This window comes from Pseudonocardia charpentierae, from assembly GCF_031845345.1.
In the GTDB taxonomy this organism is placed as follows: Bacteria; Actinomycetota; Actinomycetes; order Mycobacteriales; family Pseudonocardiaceae; genus Pseudonocardia; species Pseudonocardia charpentierae.
The window spans coordinates 236,295-259,259 of record NZ_JAVREJ010000003.1 but is presented as its reverse complement, the minus strand read 5'-3'; the positions used below and the strand labels follow the sequence as shown (position 1 = coordinate 259,259).

The 22,965-nt window shown below is 72.6% G+C and carries 21 protein-coding genes; 10 read left to right on the top strand and 11 right to left on the bottom strand.

The annotated features are described in order from the left end of the window. Window positions 1-91: 91 nt before the first annotated feature. Window positions 92-550, bottom strand: a complete 459-nt coding sequence (locus RM445_RS06690) for a PaaI family thioesterase (RefSeq protein WP_311555188.1) — start codon at window positions 548-550, stop codon at window positions 92-94. A 30-nt stretch (window positions 551-580) separates the two neighbouring features. Further along, window positions 581-1,033 carry a MarR family winged helix-turn-helix transcriptional regulator gene (locus RM445_RS06685; protein WP_311555434.1) on the bottom strand — a complete coding sequence of 151 codons (453 nt, stop codon included), beginning with the start codon at window positions 1,031-1,033 and terminating at the stop codon, window positions 581-583. Window positions 1,034-1,097: 64 nt separating this feature from the next. On the opposite strand from RM445_RS06685, the gene RM445_RS06680 reads away from it, so the two are divergent. Then, window positions 1,098-1,505 (top strand): DUF5313 family protein, encoded by a 408-nt coding sequence (locus tag RM445_RS06680; protein ID WP_311555187.1) that lies wholly within the window; start codon window positions 1,098-1,100, stop codon window positions 1,503-1,505. Window positions 1,506-1,527: 22 nt separating this feature from the next. Here RM445_RS06680 and RM445_RS06675 read toward each other — a convergent pair whose 3' ends face one another. The 3 genes from RM445_RS06675 to RM445_RS06665 all read right to left on the bottom strand — a co-directional run bounded on the left by RM445_RS06675 (window position 1,528) and on the right by RM445_RS06665 (window position 5,839). Continuing rightward, window positions 1,528-3,906: a zinc ribbon domain-containing protein gene (locus RM445_RS06675; protein WP_311555186.1), complete on the bottom strand. Its 2,379-nt coding sequence runs from the start codon at window positions 3,904-3,906 to the stop codon at window positions 1,528-1,530. A gap of 556 nt (window positions 3,907-4,462) precedes the next feature. Then, entirely contained in the window at window positions 4,463-5,365 is a 903-nt protein-coding gene (locus tag RM445_RS06670; protein WP_311555185.1) for an alpha/beta fold hydrolase, read from the bottom strand. A 171-nt stretch (window positions 5,366-5,536) separates the two neighbouring features. Then, window positions 5,537-5,839 (bottom strand): SDR family oxidoreductase, encoded by a 303-nt coding sequence (locus tag RM445_RS06665; RefSeq protein ID WP_311555184.1) that lies wholly within the window; start codon window positions 5,837-5,839, stop codon window positions 5,537-5,539. On the opposite strand from RM445_RS06665, the gene RM445_RS32310 reads away from it, so the two are divergent. The 3 genes from RM445_RS32310 to RM445_RS06655 all read left to right on the top strand — a co-directional run bounded on the left by RM445_RS32310 (window position 5,799) and on the right by RM445_RS06655 (window position 9,324). Then, the gene (locus tag RM445_RS32310) at window positions 5,799-5,927 is read left to right on the top strand and encodes a TetR-like C-terminal domain-containing protein (RefSeq protein WP_397469251.1); all 129 of its coding nucleotides are present in this window, start codon (window positions 5,799-5,801) and stop codon (window positions 5,925-5,927) included. The genes RM445_RS06665 and RM445_RS32310 overlap by 41 nt on opposite strands. A 90-nt stretch (window positions 5,928-6,017) precedes the next feature. Continuing rightward, on the top strand, window positions 6,018-7,271 hold the full coding sequence (gene fmdA / locus RM445_RS06660; protein WP_311555183.1) for a formamidase: 1,254 nt from the start codon (window positions 6,018-6,020) through the stop codon (window positions 7,269-7,271). 100 nt (window positions 7,272-7,371) lie between these two features. Next, window positions 7,372-9,324, top strand: coding sequence for a glycoside hydrolase family 15 protein (locus tag RM445_RS06655; RefSeq protein WP_311555182.1), 1,953 nt, complete (start codon window positions 7,372-7,374; stop codon window positions 9,322-9,324). A 12-nt stretch (window positions 9,325-9,336) separates the two neighbouring features. Here RM445_RS06655 and RM445_RS06650 read toward each other — a convergent pair whose 3' ends face one another. Continuing rightward, entirely contained in the window at window positions 9,337-10,233 is an 897-nt protein-coding gene (locus RM445_RS06650; protein ID WP_311555181.1) for an isocitrate lyase/PEP mutase family protein, read from the bottom strand. Between the two features lie 163 nt (window positions 10,234-10,396). Between RM445_RS06650 and RM445_RS06645 the strand changes: the two genes are divergently transcribed. Further along, window positions 10,397-10,996, top strand: a complete 600-nt coding sequence (locus tag RM445_RS06645; protein ID WP_311555180.1) for an RNA polymerase sigma factor — start codon at window positions 10,397-10,399, stop codon at window positions 10,994-10,996. Between the two features lie 12 nt (window positions 10,997-11,008). Here RM445_RS06645 and RM445_RS06640 read toward each other — a convergent pair whose 3' ends face one another. The 3 genes from RM445_RS06640 to RM445_RS06630 all read right to left on the bottom strand — a co-directional run bounded on the left by RM445_RS06640 (window position 11,009) and on the right by RM445_RS06630 (window position 13,781). After that, window positions 11,009-12,004, bottom strand: coding sequence for a glycine betaine ABC transporter substrate-binding protein (locus tag RM445_RS06640; RefSeq protein ID WP_311555179.1), 996 nt, complete (start codon window positions 12,002-12,004; stop codon window positions 11,009-11,011). A gap of 66 nt (window positions 12,005-12,070) precedes the next feature. Next, window positions 12,071-12,964, bottom strand: coding sequence for a TauD/TfdA dioxygenase family protein (locus RM445_RS06635; RefSeq protein WP_311555178.1), 894 nt, complete (start codon window positions 12,962-12,964; stop codon window positions 12,071-12,073). 319 nt (window positions 12,965-13,283) lie between these two features. Next, entirely contained in the window at window positions 13,284-13,781 is a 498-nt protein-coding gene (locus tag RM445_RS06630; protein ID WP_311555177.1) for a GNAT family N-acetyltransferase, read from the bottom strand. A 103-nt stretch (window positions 13,782-13,884) separates the two neighbouring features. Between RM445_RS06630 and RM445_RS06625 the strand changes: the two genes are divergently transcribed. Beyond that, window positions 13,885-14,775, top strand: coding sequence for an NAD(P)-dependent oxidoreductase (locus RM445_RS06625; protein ID WP_311555433.1), 891 nt, complete (start codon window positions 13,885-13,887; stop codon window positions 14,773-14,775). On the opposite strand, the gene RM445_RS06620 is transcribed toward RM445_RS06625, so the two are convergent. Then, complete coding sequence (locus tag RM445_RS06620; protein WP_311555175.1) at window positions 14,776-15,348, bottom strand: TetR/AcrR family transcriptional regulator; 573 nt, start codon at window positions 15,346-15,348, stop codon at window positions 14,776-14,778. 219 nt (window positions 15,349-15,567) lie between these two features. Between RM445_RS06620 and RM445_RS06615 the strand changes: the two genes are divergently transcribed. From RM445_RS06615 to RM445_RS06605, 3 genes are all read left to right on the top strand, one after another. Beyond that, window positions 15,568-18,312 carry a helix-turn-helix transcriptional regulator gene (locus RM445_RS06615; protein WP_311555174.1) on the top strand — a complete coding sequence of 915 codons (2,745 nt, stop codon included), beginning with the start codon at window positions 15,568-15,570 and terminating at the stop codon, window positions 18,310-18,312. Between the two features lie 67 nt (window positions 18,313-18,379). Continuing rightward, entirely contained in the window at window positions 18,380-18,562 is a 183-nt protein-coding gene (locus RM445_RS06610; protein ID WP_311555173.1) for a hypothetical protein, read from the top strand. A gap of 118 nt (window positions 18,563-18,680) precedes the next feature. Further along, a complete protein-coding gene (locus tag RM445_RS06605; RefSeq protein ID WP_311555172.1) occupies window positions 18,681-19,658 on the top strand; it encodes a M28 family peptidase in 978 nt (325 codons plus the stop codon). Here the strand turns inward: RM445_RS06605 and RM445_RS32305 are convergent. Further along, window positions 19,655-19,915: a cytochrome P450 gene (locus RM445_RS32305; protein ID WP_397469245.1), complete on the bottom strand. Its 261-nt coding sequence runs from the start codon at window positions 19,913-19,915 to the stop codon at window positions 19,655-19,657. The genes RM445_RS06605 and RM445_RS32305 overlap by 4 nt on opposite strands. Window positions 19,916-20,385: 470 nt before the next feature. Between RM445_RS32305 and pepN the strand changes: the two genes are divergently transcribed. Beyond that, window positions 20,386-22,962, top strand: coding sequence for an aminopeptidase N (pepN, locus tag RM445_RS06595; protein WP_311555171.1), 2,577 nt, complete (start codon window positions 20,386-20,388; stop codon window positions 22,960-22,962). Window positions 22,963-22,965 lie beyond the last annotated feature (3 nt).

The following is a 22,965-nucleotide window of genomic DNA, read 5'->3' as shown; positions in this document are numbered from 1 at the left end:
GGACCGGCGCTTCCGGCCGCACCATACGCCCGCCCGAGTTACGCAGAACACTCGGCGTAGTGAGTTGTCGGACCATCACGGTGGCGGCGGTTCAGGAACGGGGACGCCACCGCTTCCACAGCGCCGTACCGGTCGCGCACGTCTTGCCGTTCGCGACGACGTGCGCCACCACCGTCATCTCCGACTCGGCGACCGACTGCAGCTCCGCGGTCAGCCCGAGCGGCTCACGCAGCGGCGTCGGACGCCGGAACCGCACGTCCAGCCCGGCCGTGACGAAGGCCAGCCCGCTCCCGGCCGCCGGCTTCCACCCCTGGCGGTGCGCCTCCAGCAGAACCGCGGCGGCACCGTGGCAGTCGAGAAGCGTCGAGATGATGCCACCGTTGAGGTAGCCGCCCCCGTTGTCGTGCTCCGGCCACGGGGTGAACGTGGCCCGCACGGCGCCGTCGACCTCGTAGCTCTGCAGGTGCAGCCCCCGCTCGTTCGCATGACCGCAGCCGAAGCAGGTCAGGTCGGGGTAGTAGGTCTCCTGGATGCTCGGGCCGCCGTCCACCGCGCCATCCAAGCACTCGAGGCGGCGCGTTCAGTCCTCGCGCGCCGCCGCGATCACCTGAGTCAAGGCGGCGTGGAGGTTCTCCAGGTCCGAGATCTCCATGCCCAGCCGGGCGACGATCGCGGCGGGCACCTTCTCGGCCTCGCTGCGCAACCGCCGCCCCTCGTCGGTCAGAGTGACGGCGAGGACCCGCTCGTCGGCCCGGTCGCGGCCGCGCGTGAGCAGACCGGCCGCCTCGAGCCGTTTCAACAAAGGCGAGAGCGTGCCGGGATCCAGGGCGAGCGCGCTGCTGAGGTCCTTGACCGAGCGGGGCGAGCGCTCCCACAGCGCCAGCATCACGAGGTACTGCGGGTGGGTCAGCCCCATCGGCTCGAGGACGGGGCGGTAGAGCGCGACGACGCTGCGGGCCGCGACCGAGAGCGCGAAGCACACCTGTCGGTCGAGCCGCAGCGGATCGTCGGCGTCGTCCGCCTCACGAACCATCCCTGGAAGCACGAGGAAAGTGTAACCTGACGCCAAGAGTTGGTACACCAATCATTAGGGAGCCATGACAAAGCCGACGCGACCGGGTCCCTTCCGCTGGCTGCTGTACGCCCTGGGCCGCGGGTTGCCGCCGCGGAACCGCGAGTGGGTGCTGTACGACGTCACGACCCGGACCTGGGTGCTCCGGCACCTGCTGCGTGCGACGGTGCAGTTGGCCCCCGTCGCCGTGCTCCTCTACCTGCTGATGCCCGGCTCGTCGGGAGTCCGGATCGGAGCGGTCCTGGGCGGCCTCGCACTGGGCTACTTCTACTCGCTGGCCTACATGTACGAGACCACCGAGAACCGGGCGATGAAGGCCGGGTACCCGCGTGGCACGGCCAGAGAGCTGCGCGACCGGCGGACCGCCGTCGTCCGCGACGAACAGGCGCGCCGGTACGCCGAGCAGTACCGCACCCTCCCGCCCGGCTCGTAGCCGCGCCGTTCCGTCCCGCCGCTCACCGCCGCACGCAGAGGCCACCGAGGAAGCCGACCGCGCCGCCCACCGCGACCAGGATCGCGCCGTCGGCGAGCGAGAGACCCGTGAAGCGCCAGAACAACGCGGCCGCGACCATGGTCAGGGCCACCACCATGCCGGTCGTCCGGGTCAGGCGCCCCCGGGGGCCCGTGAGCCCGAAGGCCATGACCGCCGCGAGCAGCAGCGTGAGCGTCCGTTCGACGGGCTGGAGCGTCCGGAGCAGGTCGGCCGCCTCCCGGGCAGTGTTGGGAGCTCCGAAAGCGGCGGCGTTGCCGATGCTCGCCGGGATCGTCGACGCGTTCGGCAGCAGGGAGTTCGGATCACCGGACAGCCAGTCGCGGAAACAGCCGACGGCCACCAGCAGCGTCCCGAGAACGGTGAGCACGACCCGCCAGACGGGGCGCCGGTCCCCCGCTGACTGCACGAGACCGCCCACCGCCTCGACGACTCCTCGGCCGTCGTCGGCGATGATCGTGAACGGCCGGGTCGAGGTCTCGCCGCTCTCCGGCCGGGGAGCCGACACCCGCACGTCCGCGACTCCGACCTGACCGGGAGCGACGTCGAGCGCAGCCGGGTGGAACACGAACCGGACCGCCTGCTCGGGGTCGGTGCCGCGCAGGTGCGCGGAGAGCGGGAACGCGCCGGCCCGGTTGTCCAGGTGCACGCGCAGGCGACCGGTGCCGCCTCCGCGGGCCACCACCCGCTGCGGCTCGAGGGAGAGCCGCGCCGTCGAGATCGCCGTCGGTGAGCTGTACTGGTGCAGGGCCCCGGTCGCCTCCACGGCGCCGTTCTCATCGCTCGCCCGCACCCGGATGGCCCGCACCGTCTCTTCTCCGTGCGGCGGGTGCGGCGCAGCTACCCGGATCTCCGCCCACGCGCTCGTCCCGGGCGCGACGTCGAGAACCGGGGGCCGGAAGGCGAAGCGGACCGCGTTCTCCGGGTCGTCGCCCGACAGCCGGACGCGCAGCGGGCGGCTCCCCCGCTGGTTGTCGACCACCACGGCCAGCTGGGCCTCGGCCCGGTCGCGCAGGCGGACGACCTCGGGATCGAGCTGGATCGCCGCCGTGGCGATCGGCGCCGTCCCGGACCGCTGCGCCCAGTGCCCGGCCGCCTCGATCTCGAGCCGCCCGTCGGCGGCGGTCACGGTGAACGTCCGGTCGGTCTGCTCGCCGGGCGGGGGCACCGGGGCGCGCAGCTGCAGGACCGTGGCGCGTTCCGTGCCGGGCGCCACCCACAGCTCGGCCGTCCGGAACACGAACCCGATCTGGCGTTCCGGGTCGTTCCCGGTGAGCCACACGCGCCGGTCGCGGTGGCCCGCGCGGTTGTCGACCACGACGTGGAGCTCGGCGAGGTCGCTGTCGGCGGTGCGCAGCGAGCTGGGTTCCAGCCGCAGCCGGACCGGCACCTCGACGGCCGCGGCCGAGGTCTCCTGGATCAGGCGCACGACGGCTCCGAGGCCGTCGTCGGCCGGGTCCGCGTTCGCGCGGACGGTCAGGTTGCGCTCGGAACGCTCGCCGGCCGCGGGCGGCGGGGCTGTGACCTGCACGTACACGGCCGTGCTGCCGTCCGGTGGCGCTTCGACCACCTCGGGGTCGAAGGTGAACCGGACGACCCCTTCGTCGTCGGTGCCGGACATCGCGTAGCGCCTCGGGTGGTTGCTGCCGCGGTTGTCGAGATGCAGGGTGAACCGCCCGTGCACCGCGTCCTTGACGCGGACGACGGCAGGCTCTGTCCGGATCCGGGCCGGGCCGCCGACTCGCGGAACGACCAGCGCGACCTCGGCGTCCGCGTGCACGCGCTGGTCGCTCTCGGGTCGCAGGTGCAGCCGCAGCCGGACGCGCTGCGCGACGACCACCGCTCCCGGCCGGACGTCGAAGCCGATCCGCACCGCCGCGCGGTCGCCGGGCAGCAGCCTGGTCTCCGGCACCGCGACCGTCAGCCAGGGTGGCGGCGCGACGAGCTCGACGCGGTACCCCTCGACGATCGACGACGGGTTGGTCAGCTGCAGCTCGACACTCCCCCGGCGGGCACCCTCGAGGACGACGTCGCCGTCGGGGACCGTCACCTTCGGTGGCAGCGCCGCGGGCTTCCGCAATGGCGTGATGGTCGTCGGGTCGTCGGCGGGGGTGGCGGGCACGCGGTCCCGGATGATCGCGGTCGCCGAATCGGCGGACGCCGCGGCGGCCGCCTGGCGGTGGTCGGGCGGCCGGACCCCGGCGGGGCGCTGCTCCGCCGGCGGGTCGTCGGCTGGTGGCTCCACTGCGGGGGCGGAGCTCCACATGAAGTGGCCGCAGGCCGGGCAGAACTGGACGCCGGACGGGCTGGCCTCACCGCACTCGGCGCACACGCTCTGCGTCACGCCACACCTCGCCGCACGGCGTCCCGGGGGGATGTCGCGCGAGGCGCCGTCGTGCGCTTCGCGACCATGCACACATCGTGGACGGACGGCCCTCGCGGCGCACGCACCTGTTCGCGGTATTTCCCGCCGACGCCACACGGGGCGAGCGGAACGTCAGTCGGGCTTGGAGCCGACTCGTGTCCCGTTCGGGCGCTGTCACACACCGATTCGGTTCTCACAGCCGTCGGGTGGGGTGTGACGGTCACCGTTGCGGTGCGACGGCATCGTGGACGGACGACCCTCCCAGCGCACGCACCTGGTCGACATTTCCGGCCGAGACCACAGGCTCGGCGAGCGGAACGTCAGTCGGGCTCGGAGCCGACTGATGTCCCGTTCATGCGCTGTCACACACCGATTCGGTTCTCACAGCTGTCGGGCGGGTGCGACGGACTACCCGAGTTCATCCCGCCACCGTGGATCGACCCCGAGCAACACCCCAGACGACGAGCCCTACCGCACCTGGTCGGGGCGAGGGCGGCTTCGTGACCAGTGTTCTCGAGCCCTCGATCTCAGCCGATCACCCGCGCCCACCCAGGAACGCCTGCAACGCGGCCAGGGTGTCGGTGTGGTTCTCCTCCGCCAGGAAATGCCCGGCACCGGCGATCACTCCCCCGATCATCGACCCCGGGTCTGCGGCGAGCGACCGCCAGACCTCCAGCGGAACCGTCGGGTTGGCGGCCACCACGCCCCGTTCGCCCCACAGCACCAGGCACGGCGCGGCGATCCGTCCTCCCGCAGCCGCACTCACGGCGTCGTGTTCGAGGTCGATCGACGCCGCGGCGCGGTAGTCCTCGATCATCGCCCGGCGGGCTGCGGGGTCGGCGAACACGCGCTCGTACTCCCGCAGCGCCTCGGGCGCGTGGGCGTCGAGCCCGCTGCCCCAACTGCCGAGCAAGCGGTGCAGGAAGTAGAGCGGTTCGCCACCGATCAGCCGCTCTGGCAGATCGGCCGGCTGGCTCAGGAAGAACCAGTGGTAGTTGGCGGTCGCGACCCTCCGGTCGACGTGCTCGAAGACGTAGGCCGTGGGCAGGATGTCCAGCAGCGCCAGCCGCTCCACCCGGTCCGGGTGGTCGAGCGCCATGCGGTGCGTGACCCGGGCCCCGCGGTCGTGGCCCACCACGGCGAACCGCGGGAACCCGAGTGCCCTCATCAGCGCGACCTGGTCCGCCGCCATGGCCCGGAAGGCGTACCCGGCGTGGTCCGGGCCCGCCTCCGGCCGGTCCGAGTCGCCGTAGCCGCGCAGGTCGGCCGCCACGACGGTGTACTCGCGAGCCAGTTCGGGGGCGATCCTGTGCCACATGACGTGGCTCTGCGGGAAGCCGTGCAGCAGGAGCACCGGCGGCCCCTTACCGCCGCGGACTCCGTGGATCCGCACGCCGGACACCACGACGTCGACCGGCTCGAACCCCGTCCCGAACATCACCCGACCGTAGCGGCGAGATCAGCGGCGCGCGAAGCGATCGGCGTAGTCGTGGACGAACTGTGCGAAGGAGATCGCCGGCCGCCCCACGACCGTGTCGACGACGTCGGTGACCTCGCTCGCCTCACCCCGGCGGTAGTGGGCGTAGTCCTCGCGCAGGCCGTCGACCTGTCACGGGGGAAGAACCTCGCGCACCGCCGATCGGAGCGGGAGCACTCCGTTCCCGACGATGCTGCCCGCCACCGCGAACAGGCCCTGGAAGTACAGGTTGGGCCGCAGGAACGTGAAGTCCAGCCCGCTGTCGCGCACGTGCTGCTCGACGGCGGCGTGGTAGCGCAGGAACCGGACGGGAGAGTCGGCGACACTGCCCAGCCGCGACAACACGACCAACCGTTCGACGCCGGCCGCGGACCGGGCGGAAACGGCGCTCGCGATCTGGGCACTCCTGCACGGGCTGGCCTCGCTGGAGATCACCGGCAACTTCACCTCGGTGGGCGTCGACCCCGGCCCGCTCTACGCCGACGCCGTCCGATCCGGCCCGGCCGGGACAGAGATCCCTTGACGCGATTCCGAGACACCCACCAAGCTGGCGACCGATATCAACTCCAGAGGTCCGGGCAGCGACGCCCCGACCAGGACGGAGAACATCTCCATGCCCGAGGTCGTCTTCCCTCTCGACTCGTCGAAGAAGTTCACCGACCAGGCCATCGTCGGCCACAACCGCTGGCATCCCGACATCCCCGCGCAGGTCCACGTCAAGCCCGGCGACGTCTTCCGGGTGGACTGCCGGGAGTGGTTCGACGGCGCGATCCACAACGACGACTCCGCCGAGGACATCCTGAACGCCCCGCTGCCGGGGGTGCACGTGCTGAGCGGCCCGATCGCCGTGGAGGGCGCCGAGCCCGGCGACCTGCTCATCGTCGACATCCTCGACGTGGGCCCGATCCCGCAGGAGGACTCCGGGCCGCTGGCCGGCCAGGGCTGGGGCTACACCGGGGTGTTCGCCACGGAGAACGGCGGCGGCTTCCTCACCGAGCAGTTCCCCGACGCGTACAAGGTGATCTGGGACTTCCGGGGTGGCGTGGCGACCTCGCGGCACGTCCCGAGCGTCTCGTTCACCGGCATCGTGCACCCGGGCCTGATGGGCACCGCCCCGTCCGCCGAGCTGCTCGCCCGCTGGAACGCGCGCGAGCAGGCGCTGATCGACACCGACCCGCAGCGGGTGCCGCCACTGGCCCTGCCGCCGCTGCCGGACTCGGCGATCCTCGGCAGCCTCAGCGGCGCCGACTTCGACCGCGCCGCCCGCGAGGCCGCCCGCACTGCACCGCCGCGGGAGAACGGCGGCAACCAGGACATCAAGAACCTGACCAAGGGGACGCGGGTCTTCTACCCGGTCTTCGTGCCGGGCGCGAAGCTGTCGATGGGCGACCTGCACTTCTCCCAGGGCGACGGCGAGATCACGTTCTGCGGCGCGATCGAGATGGGCGGGTTCATGGACCTGCACGTCGACCTGATCAAGGGCGGCATGGAGACCTACGGCGTCTCCGAGAACGCGATCTTCATGCCGGGCCGGACGGACCCGCAATACAGCGAGTGGCTGGCGTTCTCCGGGACGTCGGTGACGCTCGACGGCGAGCAGCGCTACCTCGACTCGCACCTGTCGTACCAGCGGGCCTGCCTGCACGCGATCGACTACCTGACGAAGTTCGGCTACAGCCCCATCCAGGCCTACATGATCCTGGGCGCCGCGCCGATCGAGGGCAGGCTCTCCGGCGTCGTCGACATCCCGAACTCCTGCTCGACGGTCTACCTGCCGACGGAGATCTTCGACTTCGACGTCCGGCCGGGCAAGAACGGCCCCCACCAGGTCGACCCCGGTCAGGGAGTGCCGAAGGCGAGCTTCTGAGGCGTCCACGACCCGCGGGCGGGTCGTCGGTCGGTCACCGATCCGGCTGACGATCCGCTCGCGGTACCACTCCTCGTCCGCAAACAGGGATGCTGCACGGGTGGCGAAGAAGAAGGCGAAGAGCGACCGGCTCACCAGTCCGGTCGACCGCTCCCGGGCGGTGCCGATCGGCGACTACGGGTTCCTCAGCGACGGCGAGGTGTCGGCGCTCGTCGCCCCCGGCGGCTCCGTCGACTGGATGTGCATACCGCGCTTCGACTCGCCGAGCGCCTTTGGCCGACTGCTCGGCAGGCAGGCGGGAGCGTTCCGGATCGCGCCGTTGGACGTCACCGTGCCGTCGGACCGCCGCTACCTGCCCGGGACGATGATCCTGGAGACGAGCTGGGGCACCCCGACCGGCTGGATCGTCGTGCGCGACGCGCTCCTGATCGGCCCGTGGCACCACGACGACGACCGCTCCGTCACCTACCACCGCACGCCGAACGACTACGAGGCCGAGCACATCCTGCTGCGCACGATCCGGTGCGTGTCGGGCGAGGTGCAGACCGTGATGGACTGCGAGCCGGTGCTCGACTACGGCCGCGCGCACGTCCGTTGGGAGTACACCGGCACGAGCTACCACCAGGCGACGGCGACCGCCGAGGGCGACGACGTCGAGCTGACCCTGACCACCGACATGCGGCTGGGGTTCGAGGGCGGGCAGGCCACCGCGCGGACCCTGCTCAAGGAGGGCCAGGTCCGGTTCGTCGCGCTCTCGTGGGGCGGTGCCGTGCCGCCCACGACCTTCGACGAGGCCTACAAGAAGCAGGTCTGGACCGCCCACCACTGGCAGCACTGGCTGGCGCGCGGCCGGTTCCCCGACCACCCGTGGCGCAGCTACCTGCAGCGCAGTGCGCTGACGCTCAAGGGGCTCACCTACGCACCGACGGGCACCCTGGTCGCGGCGGGCAGCACGTCACTGCCCGAGACACCGGGCGGCGACCGCAACTACGACTACCGCTTCACCTGGATCCGCGATGCCACCTTCGCCCTGTGGGGCATGCACTCCCTCGGCTTCGACTGGGAGGCCGTCGACTTCTTCTCCTTCATCGCCGACATCGCCGGGAAGCACGACCACCTGCAGATCATGTACGGCATCGGCGGCGAGCGTGAGCTCGTCGAGTCGGAGCTCGACCACCTGCCCGGGTACGCCGGCTCGCGGCCGGTCCGGATCGGCAACGCCGCGTACGCCCAGCAGCAGCACGACGTCTGGGGCGCTCTGCTCGACTCGGTCTACCTGCACACCAAGGCGATCGACCACCTCGACAACCGGATGTGGCCGATCCTGCAGAAGCAGGTCGGCGAGGCGCTCAAGCACTGGCGCGAGCCCGACGCCGGCATCTGGGAGGTACGCGGAGAGCTGAAGCACTTCACGTCGTCGAAGATCATGTGCTGGGTCGCCGTCGACCGGGGCGCCCGGCTCGCCGTGACGATGGGCGAGGAGAGCAAGGCCGCCGAGTGGCGCCTCGCCGCCGAGGAGATCAAGGACGACATCCTCGCCCACGGCGTGGACGACCGCGGCGTCCTCACGCAGTACTACGGAAGTCCGGCGCTCGACGCGTCGCTCCTGCTGGCCCCGCTGGTGCGCTTCCTGCCGTCGGACGACCCCCGGATCCGCGCCACCGTGATGGCGATCCGCAACGAGCTGACCGTCGACGGCCTGGTGCTGCGCTACCGGGTGGAGGAGACCGACGACGGCTTCAGCGGCGAGGAGGGAACGTTCACCATCTGCTCGTTCTGGCTGGTCTCGGCCCTGTGCGAGATCGGCGAGGTGAGCAAGGCCCGCAAACTGTGCGCCAAGCTGCTGTCGTTCGCCGGGCCGCTGGAGCTCTACGCCGAGGAGATCGACCCCCACAGCGGTCAGCACCTGGGCAACTTCCCGCAGGCCTTCACCCACCTCGCGCTGATCAACGCGGTGCTGCACGTCATCGAGCTGGAGGAGCGGGGCAACGGCACCGATGACAACGGCCCGGCGGACGCGGTGGGGACGGCGTCCGCGGACCGGACCGGCTGACCGGCCCACCGGTCAGGGCGTGCCGAAGCGCCGCTCCAGGTCGCGGATCTCCGGCAGGCCGATCAGGTCGGTGAAACCGTCGAACGTCGGCAGGCCGGGCAGGGCGGCCGCCGGGGTGCCGTCGGTGCGCAGCGTCGCGAGCAGTGCGCGGATCCCCGCCGTGGCGGCGAGCAGGGTGCCGATCGGGAAGAGCACGAGCGAGAAGCCGAGCTCGCTGATCCGATCGAGGGACAGCGGGGGCGTGCGGCCGCCCTCGGCCCAGTTGAACACCAGCGGGGCCACCCCGTGCAGTTCGGCCGCGACCGTCGCGATGTCGTCCTCGCTGGTCGGCGCCTCGACGAACAGCAGATCGGCACCGGCGTCGGCGTAGGCACGGCCACGGGTGATCGCGGCGGCCAGCCCGTCCACCGCCGCGGCGTCGGTGCGGGCGATCAGGAGGAGGTCGGGGTCGCGGCGGGCCTCGACGGCGGCCCGGATCTTGCCGACCATCTCGTCGACGCCGATCACGGCCTTGCCGCTCATGTGTCCGCACTTCTTGGGCATCACCTGGTCCTCCAGGTGGATCCCCGCGACGCCGGCCTGCTCGTAGCCCTGCACGGTCCGCACCACGTTGACCGCGTTGCCGTAGCCCGTGTCCGCGTCGGCAATCACCGGGACGTCGACGGCCGCGACGATCCGGCGGGCGTTGTCGATCATCTCCGTACCGGTCAGCAACCCCACGTCGGGCCGGCCGATCAACGAGGCCGTGGAGCCGAAGCCCGTCATGTAGACGACGCCGAACCCGGCCTGCTCGACGAGCCGGGCCGAGAGGGCGTCGTAGGCCCCCGGCGCGACGACGGGCTCCGGGCCGGCCAGCAGCTCACGCAGCCGGGCCCGCGGAGCGCCCGGCTCACCTAACAGATCACTCACGTCGTCGACCGTAACCGTCGTCCCGGTAGGGCGGTCCCTACCTTTTCCCGGGGGCGCCGTCCCCCGTTTCTGGGGTCGTCACCCTCGCTCGCCGCCACGCCCCGGCCGGACACTTCCGCAGCACAGAGCGGCAGGAAGCAGAAATCGAGCGAGGGAGTCGCAGATGTCGACGCACGCCGACAGTCGTCACCGGTGCAACGTCGCGGACCTTCTCCTCGCGGCGCGACGCGGCGATCGATCGGCCTGGGAGCAGTTGATCGACCGCTACTCCCGGCTGATCAGGTCGGTCGCGGCCGAGTTCCGGCTCCAGGAGTCCGACGCCGCGGACGTCGCGCAGAACACCTGGCTGCGGCTCTTCGCCTACGCCGCGACCATCCGCGATCCCGAGAAGCTCGCCGGCTGGCTCGCAACCACCGCGCGGCGCGAGGCGCTGACGCTGATCCGCAAGTCCCGGCCCGAGGTGGCGACCGAGTCGGCGGGCGACGACATCGCGACACCGGATCCCTCTCCGGAGGACGTCGTCGTCCTCGCCGAGACCCGGGCCGCGGTCCGGCGCGCCGCCGCCGAGCTGACCGGCCGGCAGCGGCTCCTCGTCGACGAGCTCTTCTACCAGCCGCCCCGCAGCTACGACGAGGTGTCGCGACGCACCGGGCTGCCCGTCGGCAGCATCGGCCCGACCCGGATCAGGACGCTCCGGCGACTCCACCGGTCACTACACAGCGCGGAGTACGGGGCGGAGTACGGGACGGCTCGCGCGTCGTGATCCCGATCGTGGTCAGGTCGTCGCCACCCACTCCTGCACCTTCTGCGGGTTCGCGGCGAGCCATTCCTTCGCGACCGCCGTGGCGTCCTTCTTGTCGACGTCGACGCTCTTGAGCATGCCCTCCATGTCCGGCACCGGGATCTCGAACTTCTGCAGCATCGCGTAGAACTTCGGCGCGTCCTGCTGCACCTTGGTGCTGGCCGCCGTCCACGCGGAGTAGGCGGGCATCGCGCACGCCCCGTTGCCGGTGGTGAAGCAGTCCGGCGAGTACGGGGTCGGCTCCTGGAGCTGGGTCATCTGGAACTCGGCGAACACCCAGTGCGGGTGGTAAAGGTAGACCAGGATCGGCTCCTTGGCCTGGTAGGCGCGGCGCAGCTCGGCGAGCTGCGCGGCCTCGCTGGATGCCACCTGCTCCAGCTTGAGCCCGTAGCCCTGCAGCCGCTTGGCGTTCTGCTGCGTGGTGATGAAGCTCGGGTCGGCGTCCACCAGCTTGTTGTTCAACGGGGCGGCGTAGTCGTTGAGCTGTGTGACGCTCGTCAGCCCGGCCAGCGGCTGCCCGGGCTCGGTCGCGTAGGTCGGGACGAACCAGCCCTGCTGCGCGTCGCCGTAGGTCTGGTGGACCAGGGAGACCTTGTCCTTGGCCTTGTCCGCCAGCTCCTGCTGGTTGGGCAGCGCGACCTCGGAGAACAGGTCGAGGTCGCCGCGCTGGCCACCGGCCCACGCGGGCGCCGGGCCGAGCGTCGTCGGTTCGATCTGCGAAACGCCCAGCTCGGGGTGCTGCGTGGCCACCTCGGTGAGGATGACGTTCGTCAGCTTGGCGGCACTCCACGGGAACTCCGCCGCCTTGACCGCGACCCCCGCGCCCGCGGAGCCCGAGGTGCCTCCGGAGCCCGACGACGTCCCTCCCGAGAAGGAGGAGCCGCCGCCACAGGCGGTGAGCGCCATGCCGACCGTGAGCAGAGCGGAGAGCGCGACACCGGTCCGGTGTCGGCGGAGCAGGCCCATCATCGTCGAGTCCTTTCGTCGATCCGCCGGCGCCGGGGTGCCCAGACGGGTCGGAGATGGTGCGGGACGTTAGCGCAGGACGTCGACTCCCACCGGCTCGTCACCACGCAGGGTGATCCGGTGCATGACGCGGCGGGCGGTGCCGTAGTCACGGTTGGCGTAGTGCACCGTCGCGCGGTTGTCCCACATCGCGACGTCGCCGGGCTGCCAGCGGTGCCGGACGATGTGCTCGGGCTTGGTGATGTGGGCGTAGAAGAGGTCGAGCAGGTGGCGGCTCTCGGCGTCGGACACGCCGTCGATATGGCTGACGAAGCCCGGGTTAACGAACAGCGACTTGCGCCCGGTCTCGGGGTGCACGCGGACGACGGGGTGCGCCATCGGCTCCAGCCGCGTGAACCGCTCCCCCTCCCACAGCGAACCCTCGCCCTGGCGACGCTGGGCCAGGTAGTAACCGAACTCGCGGGTGCCGTCGTGCACCGCCGTCAGCTGCTCGGCCAGCCGCTGCACGGGCTCGGACAACGACGCGAACGCCAGCTCGAGGTCGGCCCAGTTGGTGTCGCCGCCGTGCGGGGGCAGCGTCACCGCGCGCAGGATCGAGCCCAGCGGCGGCCGCTTCACGAAGGTGACGTCGGTGTGCCACATGTCGGCGAACCCGTTGTCCGCACTGTCGAGGGCGTAGATCTCCTGGTGGGCGTCGTCGATCCCGGGGACCACCGGATGCGACACCGTGAGGCGGCCCATCCGGTTGCCCAGCGCCACCTGGCTGTCGGGGTCGAGCTGCTGGCCGGGGAAGAACAGCACCTTGTGGTCCGTCAGCGCCTGCCGGACCGCGGCGACCGTCTCGTCGTCCGCGCTGGCCAGGTCCAGGCCGCGCACCTCGGCGCCGAAACCCGGTCCGAGCCGGTCGATGTCGAGCTCGACCGCGGTCGAGGTGGTGATCGGGCGATCCAGCGTGCTGGTCATGGGAGTACTCCGTTCCCGGGCAGCGGCATGCGCCGTCGCCCGGTCGCTCTGCGAACTGGGGAGAGGGGAGGTTCGGTCCGGCCGGCGGCGTCGCGCGCGGGGGGCCGTCAGCGACAGAGCGCCGCGGACTGCAGGCGGCACAGGTCGACGTGGAGACGCTCCACGAGAAGGAACCCGGCGGCCATGACGGCGATCCTCGCTTCGCCGCGGCGTGATGCGCAACGGATGCTGCGGAGTCGTCCACGCGCTGGGAGCGGCGACCGGTCGTCCGGACATTGCACCGACGGCCCGTCCCCTGGTGGCGCGCGACGGGACAGGCTCAGCGGCGAGCCTCGGGCACGACGACCTCGACGGTCAGCTCCGCACCGCCGGCCGTGCTGCGACGAGGGCGTCCCCGCAGCGGGTCGAACAGCAGCCGACGGGCGGCCTGGTTGTCGGCCTGCACCGTCGCCCGGACGGTCCATCCTGCCCACCGGGGCCGGGCCAGCTCGCTCGCGAGGAGGTGCGTCGCGATGCCGCGCCGCTGCCACGGATCGGCCACGAGGAGGCCGACCTCGACGAGCCGGTCCCCGACGGCCACCAGGTTGAGCAGGCCCACGGGCCTGCTCCCGACCGTCGCGAGGACCGACGCCCCCGACGGCGGCCCGATCAGCAGGAAGCGCCGATAGCGCCGGAACACCTCGCCGGCCTCCAGCGCGGCAGGCAGGAAGAACCGGCGCCGCAACGTCTCCGGCGAGCAGTCGCCGACCAGTACACGCACCTGGTCGGCCGTGACGTCGTGGGACACGACCACCGGTTCGGCTATGACAGTTGTCATAGAAGGGTCGTACGGCAATCCGGGGCGTGATGCACTATGACAGTCGTCATAGTAGGAGCATGGTAGGAGCGGCCGGAGTGCTGCGGAGGCGTCGGAGGTGCCCGTGCGCGTCGGTTTCGTGGGACTCGGCCTGATGGGGCTGCCGATGGCCCTCAACCTGGCCCGGGCCGGGACGCCGCTCGTGGTGTGGAACCGCACGGCCGGGCGCGCCGAGCCGTTGCGCGCACTGGGCGCGCACGTCGCGGCCGACCCCGCGGAGGTGTTCGGGACGGCGGAGGTGGTCGTGCTCATGCTCGCGGACGCCTCTGCCGTCGACGCCGTCCTGCAGCGCGGCACACCGGGATTCGCCGCGCTGGTCGCGGGGCGCACCGTCGTGCTCATGGGCACGACGTCCCCGCAGTACTCCCGAGGGCTGGCCGACGACCTCGCCGCTGCGGGCGCCCGGTACGTCGAGGCGCCGGTGTCGGGCTCGCGGGTGCCTGCCGAGGCGGGCGAGCTGGTCGCGATGCTCGCCGGTGTCCCCGAGTCCGTCGCACGGATCCGGCCGCTCCTGGGTCCGATGTGCCGCCAGACGGTGGTCTGCGGTCCCGTCCCGAGCGGGCTGCTGATGAAGCTGGCCGTGAACATCTTCCTGATCACCACGGTCACCGGGCTCGCCGAGGCGCACCACTTCGCCCGGGCGCAGGGCCTGGATCTGCGGACGTTCCGCGAGGTCGTCGACGGGGGCCAGATGGCGAGCCCGATCTCGCGGGTGAAGACGGCCAAGCTGCTGGCCGACGACCTGACGGCGCAGGCCGCCGCCGCGGACGTGCTGACGAACAACGCCCTCATCGCGGACGCGGCCCGCGCGGCGGGGATCGCCACCCCGGTGCTGGACGCCTGCCATGCGCTGTTCGCCGAGACCGTGGCTCTGGGCCACGGCGGTGGCGACATGGTCGCCGTCGTGCGCGCGCTGGAGGACCGGACGGCGAACGGGACGGCGGACCGGGCGTGATCAAACGTTCAGCAGGGCGTCGAGCTCGTCCTGCACGGCGTCGAGCGCGCTGAGGTCACCGCGGGCCCGGCAGATGACGAGCGCCCCCTCCGCCGCGCTGACGACGAGCAACGCCATGCGCGGGGCCCGGTGCGCCGGCACTCCCCCACGCTCCAGCGCCTGCTGCAGCGGGGCGAGCCACGTCGCGAAGCCCTCCTGCGCGGCGCGGGCGACCGCCGGGCTCTCCCACGCGGCGTCGGTCACTCCGGCGACGAGCGGGCAGCCGCCCCGGAACCCGGTCAGGGCGAGCAGTTCCCGGAACCGGTCGAGAACGCCCCGGACCACCTCGCGTGCCGGCGGCGGCTCCGGCGCGGTCGCCGCGGCGCGCAGCGGTCGCGCGGCCCGCTCCGCCATCCACGCCATCGCCTCGACCAGCAACTGCTCCTTGCCGCCCGGGAAGTAGTGCTGCAGTGACCCGCGCGGCGCCTCGGCGTGCTCCACCACGTCGCGCATCCCGGTGCCGGCGACCCCGCGCTCGCGCATCAGCAGAGCGGCGCTTCGCACCAACCGCTCGCGAGGGCCCCTGGTCGCCATGACCACTGTCATACCAGGAGGCATACCAGGAGGCATACCAGGAGACATACCAGGAGACATACCAGGAGACATACCAGGAGACATACCAGGAGACATACCAGGAGACATACCAGGAGACATACCAGGAGACATACCAGGAGACGACGCCGTGCATCGGCCGCCGGCCACCACGCGGTGAAGCCGGTTCCCCTGGTGCCGCAGCGCCGCCAGACTGAACCCATGCCCCGCAAGGACACGTTCGTCGGTCGGGCCGACGAGCTGGCGGTGATGGGCGCGGAGCTCGACCGGGTCCGGTCCGGGCAGCCCCGCGTCCTCTGGCTGAGCGGTCCGGCCGGCATCGGCAAGACCTCCTTGGTCCGCCGGCTCCTCGGCGACCGGTCCGACGTGTGCGTGCTGTGGGGTTGCGGGGAGGAGAGCGAGACCGGCATCCCGTTCGGGGTGCTGGACCAGCTCGTCGCGGACGTGCCCGACCGCCTGCGCGGTCCGCTGCTCGGCAGGGGTCCCACTGCGGACGCGGATCCGCTCGCGGTGGGTGCGGAACTGCTGACCGTGCTCGGCGGGCTGCCGGACTCCGGGCCGGTCGTCATCGTGGTCGACGACGCCCAGTGGGTCGACGACGCCACCGCCCGGGCACTCGTGTTCGTCGGGCGGCGGCTGCGCCGCGACCAGGTCCTGGTCGTGGTCGCAGCCCGCGACGACACGCCACCCGAATCGGCCTGGTGGGAACGAGGGCTGACGCAGGACCACCTGCTGCACCGCGTCCGGCTCGGCGGCCTCGCCGCCGAGGACATCGTCGAATTGTCGGGTGCGGTCGGCGGCCCGGCTCTGACCCCTGAGGCCGGCAGGCGCCTGCACGACCACACCGGCGGGCATCCGCTGCACACCACGGCGCTGCTCGACGAGCTGCCTGCCGAGGCGCTCGCCGACACCTCCCGGATCCTGCCCGCACCCCGCTCGTTCGCCGCGCTCGTGCTGGTGCGGGTGGCCAAGCTGTCGCGGGCCGCGCAGGACATGGTGGTGGCGGCCGCGGTACTCGGGACGCGGTCCGCGCTCTCCGACGTCGTCGCGCTCGCCCGCACACCCGATCCGCTCACCGCGCTGGACGAGTCGGTCCGGGCCGGCCTGCTTGACGAAGTGCTGACCGGCACCGCGCACCACGTCGCCTTCCCGCACGAGCTGGTCCGCGCGGCGGTCTACGCCGACCTGCCGCCGGCCCGCCGGCACGCGCTGCACCGGGCGGCCGCCGCGCTGCTCGGCGGCAGCGCGGGCATGGACCACCGGGTCGCCGCCGCGATCGGGCCGGACCCCGCACTCGCCGCCGAACTCACGGCACTGGGCCGGGCCGAGGTGCGGTCGCGCCGGTGGCGCCAGGCGGCGGACCGGTTCACCGCGGCCGCGGACCTCAGCGGCGACCCGGAGGACCGGGCCGCGCGGCTGGTCCTGGCGGTCGGCGCGATGCTCGCGGGTGGCGAGCTCGCCCGGGCGCTGCGCGTCGAGCCCGACCTCCGCGCCGGGCCCGCCACGCCCGGGCTCGGCCACGCCCTCGGCCAGCTGGAGGCGCTGACGGGGCGGTTCGACATGGCTCGGGAGACGCTGGCGACGGCACTGCACACCGCCGACGGCGACCCGGGAGGACGTGCCGTCGCCACCGCCCATCTCGCGCTGGTGTCGCTGATCGAGGGCGACGCCGGTCCCGCCGCCGCACTCACCACGCAGGCGATGACCCCGGAGCCCCCACCGGAGGTCGCCGCGCTGGCGCGGTTCGTGCAGATCCTGGGCCTGGCCGTGCAAGGCCGCCACGGCGACGCCGACGAGGAGCTGGCACGGCGGCGGGCCGGGGCCGACCCGGCCGCCGCGGAGGAGGCCCGCGCGCTGTCGGGGATCCTGGCGCTGTGGGCCGACGACGCCGGCCGGGCCGCAGCCACCCTGGGCTCGGTCGGGCGCGACGGCGCCCCGCCGATGTCCGTCCAGGGCCGGATCATGGTCCTCGGCCACCTCGGCGACGCGCAGTACCGGCTCGGCGACTGGGACGCGGCGGCGGCGAACGGCGCGCTCGCCGTCTCGCTGGTCCGCGACGCAGGCGTGCTGCTCGGTGCCGGCGTCGCCAACGCCCTCGCAGCGCATGTCGCCGCAGGCCGCGGGGCATGGGACGTCGCGGAGGAACGGGTCGCGACCGCGGCCATGGCCGCCGAGCTCCTGCCCTGGTGGGGCGCCCGGGCGCATGCGGCGACCGCGCAGGCGGTGCTCGCCCAGGCCCGCGGCGACCACGCGGCGATGCACGACGCCCTGCAGGCCTACACCGACCCCGCCGTCCACGACCCGGTCGACCGGATCGGCGTGCTGCCGTGGCGGGCGTTGCGCGTCGAGGCGTTGCTGGGGCTCGGTCGGATCGACGAGGCCGACGGCGCACTCGCGGAGCTGGAGGAGCGGGTGGCGGGACGGCCGCCCAGCTGGTCCGCCGTGGAGGCGGCGCGGCTGCGGTGCGAGATCACGGAGCTGCACGCCGCTCCGACCGTGGTGCGCCGGGCCTACGAACGCGCGATGATCCTGGCCGAGGACGTCCCCGCCGAGCTCGGCCGGGCCCGCCTCGAGATCGCCTTCGGCCGGTTCCTGCTTGCGGCCGGCGAACGGCGCCCGGCCGTCGACCTGCTGCGGACCGCGCGCGCACGTCTCGATCGCCTGGGCGCCAGGCCCTTCCTCGACCGGTGCGACGAGCTGTTGAAGGCGGCCGGCCTGCACCCGCCCACCGCGGGCGGCGCCCTCGACCTGACTCCGCAGGAGCTCGCGGTCGCCCGCCTCGTCGCGGAGGGCCGCACGAACCAGGAGGCGGGGGCCGCGCTGTTCGTCACGGGCCGGACCGTCGCGTTCCACCTGAGCAACATCTACGCCAAGCTCGGCGTCTCCTCCCGCCGGGAGCTGGCCGCGCAGCTGCATCGCACTGGCAGGTCCGCTGGAAGGTCCTGACATTCCCGCCGGCGTGCAGGCACGGCAACGTCGGGGATGCCCGGCGATCCCCGGGCGTGGAGGGCCGATGCGACTCATGATCGATCTCTTCCGCGCTGCCGACGGGCGCCTGGAGGGCGTCGTCCACACGCCAGACGTGGGCCACACCGAGTTCGCGGGGGTGCTGGACCTGCTGCGGGTGCTGGAGGGGATCGATCTGTGCGCCCCGGTCGACCCCGACCCGACACAACGCCCGGACGACGACGGCTGAGCGTCGCGGCTCCGCTGGAACGAGCGGCACAGTCGTCGGATAGGTTCCGACGAGGGGCCCGTTCGTCCAGCCGCTACTGCGGTGCGACGGCGCGGCTCGGGACAGCGGAAGGTACGGCATGCGGGGCACGACGATCGGACGACTGGTCTCGGCGGTACTGGCGGCCGGGCTACTGGCCGGTTGTTCGTCCGCCGCACCGGTCGCCGCCGCGCCCAGCCCGGCCGGCGACGGGGCGTACGCCCACCTCACCGAGCTGCAGCGGATCACCGACGCCGCCGGCGGCACCCGCCACACGCCGAGCCCCGGGTACGACGCGGCCGTCGACCATGTGGCCGCCGTGCTGCGGGCCGCAGGCTGGGACGTCAGCACCCCGACCTACCAGGCCGAGGGCCAGAGCGGCAGCGGCTTCCGCAACGTCGTCGCGCAGACCCGCGGTGGCGACCCCGCGCACGTCGTCATGGCGGGGGCGCACCTCGACTCGGTCCCCGAGGGCCCGGGGATCAACGACAACGGCTCTGGAGTGGCGTCACTGCTGCAGATCGCCCAGCAGCTGGGCGGCTCCCCGGATCTGCCGGACACGATCCGCCTGGCGTTCTGGGGATCGGAGGAGGACGAGCTCGACGGCTCCGCCGGCTACGTCCGCGGACTCGACCAGGCGGACCGCGAGGCCATCGAGCTCTACGTCAACCTCGACATGGTCGCCTCGCCCAACGGGGGCTACTTCGTCCAGGGCGGAACCGGTGAAGACCGCGACGAGACCGGGCCTGCCGGCTCGGCCGAGGTGGCGCAGGTGCTCACCGACGAGCTGACGCGGGTGGGCGCCGCGCCCGAGAGCGACGTCTTCTACGGCGACTCGGACTACGACGCGTTCGTGACAGCCGGCATCCCGAGCGGCGGGCTCCACGCGGGCGACGAAGACGACAAGTCGGCCGCCGAGGCGCAGAAGTGGGGCGGGCAGGCCCGCGAGGAGTACGACCCCTGCTACCACCAGGCCTGCGACCGCATCGACAACATCGACCGCACCGCGCTGGGCCGGTTCACCGACGCCGTCGATGCGTCCCTGCGCCGTTTCGCCGCCTCGCCGACCTCGCTCTAGGCGGCCCGGACCCGCACCGGCAACCGGGCCACGGCGACCATCGTCCACGGGTTGCGTTCCTCGACCGCCTCGTCGTCCGCCACCTCGACGTCCCGGTAGCGCTCCAGCAGCAGCCGCAGCGCGACCCGGGCCTCGAGCCGGGCCAACGGCGCCCCGAGGCAGAAGTGGATGCCGTGGCCGAAGGTCAGGTGCGGGTTCGGGTGCCGGTGGATGTCGAACCGGTTCGGGTCCGTGAACACCCGCTCGTCGCGGCCCACCCGGGGAACGGTGCGCGGAGCCGCAGCACCTCCTCGATCGCCGCCGGCAGCAGTGCCGGGTCGGCCCTGATCTCGGCGGCGGCGTCGGGGTTCTCCTGGAAGCACAGGACGCTGTTGCCGAGCGTCGCGGTGGTCGTGATGTGCCCGGCGAGCAGCAGCAGTCCATGGTGACGAAGTTGCCGCGTCGGAAGAGCGCGAAGTCGTCCTGGTCCGGCTGCAGGGAGCTGAGGTCCGAGGAGAAGACCGCCGGGTCGGAGAGCACAGCGGTCGACTCGGGGTGGCCGAGCACCTGTCAGCACTGCTGCTTCTCGTCGAAGTGGATCTGCCCGCGCTCCCGGCCGGCCTCGAGCCAGGCCAGGAAGTCGTCGAACGTCGGCCGGGAGCTCGTCATGCTCGCCCACCCCTTCGGAGATCTGCCCCCCTTCCTACTCCCCAGCAGGTCCCTTGGGGTGCACCTGTTGGATGGGCGGGTGGCCTCCCCGTCGACCAACCTGACCCACGCCGAGTGCCTGAACCGCGCGGAGTCGCTCGAGCTCGCGAGCTACGACGTGGCGCTCGACCTGAGCCGGGCCGCCGATCCGGACGCCGGCACGTTTCCGTCGCGCAGCGCGGTCGCCTTCACGGCGCGGGGCGGCGACACGTGGATCGACCTGATCGCCGAGCGGGTCGTCGCGGCCCGGCTCAACGGCCGCGAGCTCGACGTCGCCGGTTACGACGGTGCGCGACTGACCGTCCCCGGCCTCGCCGACGGGCCCAACGAGCTCGTGGTCGAGGCCGAGTGCCGCTACAGCCGCAGCGGGGAGGGCCTGCACCGCTTCGTCGATCCCGTCGACGACGCCACCTACCTCTACAGCCACTTCGAGCCCACGGACGCGCGCCGGGTGTTCGCGAACTTCGAGCAGCCCGATCTGAAGGCGCGCTTCACCTTCGTGGTCACCGCACCGGACAGGTGGCAGATCGTGTCCGGGCAACCCGAGACGGCCCGGACGGACGACGGCAACGGCTCGGCTACGGTGACGTTCGCGCCGACCCCGCCGCAGTCCGGCTACCTCACCGCCGTGGCCGCAGGGCCCTACCACCGGGTCGAGGACCTGTGGACGAGCGACGACCAGAAGGTTCCGCTCGGTGTGCTCTGCCGGGCGTCGATGGCCGAGCACCTCGAACCGGACGCGATCTTCACCGTCACGCGGCAGGGCCTCGACTTCTACGACCGCGCGTTCGGCTTCCCGTACCCCTGGGGGAAGTACGACTCGATCTTCGTGCCCGAGTACAACCTCGGCGCGATGGAGAACCCCGGCCTGGTCACCTTCACCGAGGGCTTCATCCACCGCGGCGCGGCGACCCGCGCGGACCGCGCGCGCCGGGCCGAGGTGATCCTGCACGAGATGGCGCACATGTGGTTCGGCGACCTGGTGACGCCCCGGTGGTGGGACGGCACGTGGCTCAAGGAGTCGTTCGCCGACCTGATGGGCTACCACGTCACCGAGGTCGCCACCGAGTTCGACGGCGCGTGGACGACGTTCGCCGGGCGCCGCAAGGCCTGGGCCTACCGCCAGGACCAGCTGCCCACCACCCACCCGATCGTCGCCACTGTGGACGACCTCGAGGCGGCCCGGCAGAACTTCGACGGCATCACCTACGCCAAGGGCGCCTCGGTGCTCAAGCAGCTCATGGCCTACGTCGGGGAGGCGGCGTTCTTCGCCGGTGCCCGCGACTACTTCGCTCGCCACGCGTACGGCAACACGGAGCTGGCCGACCTGCTCGACTGCCTCGAGCGGTCGTCCGGGCGCGACCTGCGGGCCTGGTCGCGCGCCTGGCTCGAGACGTCCGGCATCTCCCGGCTCGACCCCCTGCTCGAGACCGGCCCGGACGGCCGGATCACGCGGCTCGCCGTGACCCAGACCGCGACCGATCCGGTGACGGGCGCATCCGTCGACCGCCCGCACCGCGTCGTCATCGGCCTGTACGAGCCGGCCGACGGCGGGCTGCAGCGCGTCCGGTCGATCGAGACGGACGTCGTCGGGGCGCGGACCGAACTCACGGACGCGGTCGGCGGACCCGCAGCGCTGGTGCTCGTCAACGACGACGACCTCAGCTACGCCAAGGTGCGCCTCGACGCCGGTTCGCTGGCCACCGTCCGCGAGCTCCTGGCCACGATCCCGGCGTCCCTGAGCCGCGCGCTCGTCTGGTCCGCGCTGTGGAACGCGACGCGCGACGCGGAGCTGCCCGCGTCGGACTACCTGGACGTCGCCTTCCGCCAGGTCGGCCACGAACCGGCGGCGGACCTGCTGGACACGGTGCTGGGTGAGGTCGCGACGGCGATCGAGAACTACCTGCCCGCCGCACAGCGACCCGCGGCGCGCTCACGCCTCGTGGCGACCTGCCGCGCCGGGCTCCACGACGCGACGCCCGGGTCGGACACCCAGCTCACCTGGGCCCGGCACCTGACGCGCGCGGCGACCGTCAGTGCGGACGGCACCGCCACGGTGCGCGACCTGCTCGACGGCAGCGCGCTGCCCGAGGGGCTCTCGGTCGACGCCGACCTGCGCTGGGCCTGCTGGGTGGCACTGGCCGCGCAGGATGCGGTGTCGTCCGCCGAGCTGGACGCGGCGCTGGCCGAGGACGACACGATGACCGGTCGGCGGGCCCATCTGCTGGCGACGGCGAGCCGACCCGGAGCCCGCGAGGCCACCTGGCAGCGCGCGACGACCGACGAGTCGCTCACCAACGACCAGCTGCGCGCCCTCGTCCAGGGCTTCAGCCGGCCCGTCGACCCCCCGGCCCCGGCCTACGCCGAGCGCTACTTCGCCTCGATCGTCGGCTGGTGGGCCGGGCGCACCATGACCATGGCGACGATCCTGGCCCGCGGGCTGTTTCCGGGCGGGTCGCTCGACGACGGACAACGCCTCCAGCAGCACCCGGTGGTCCGGCAGGCCCGTACCTGGCTGCACGAGCACCCGGACGCTCCGGGCGCACTGCGACGCATCGTGATCGAGCAGCTCGACGACCTGGAACGTGCGTTGCGGGCCCAGGCCGCCGCGCCCTGACCC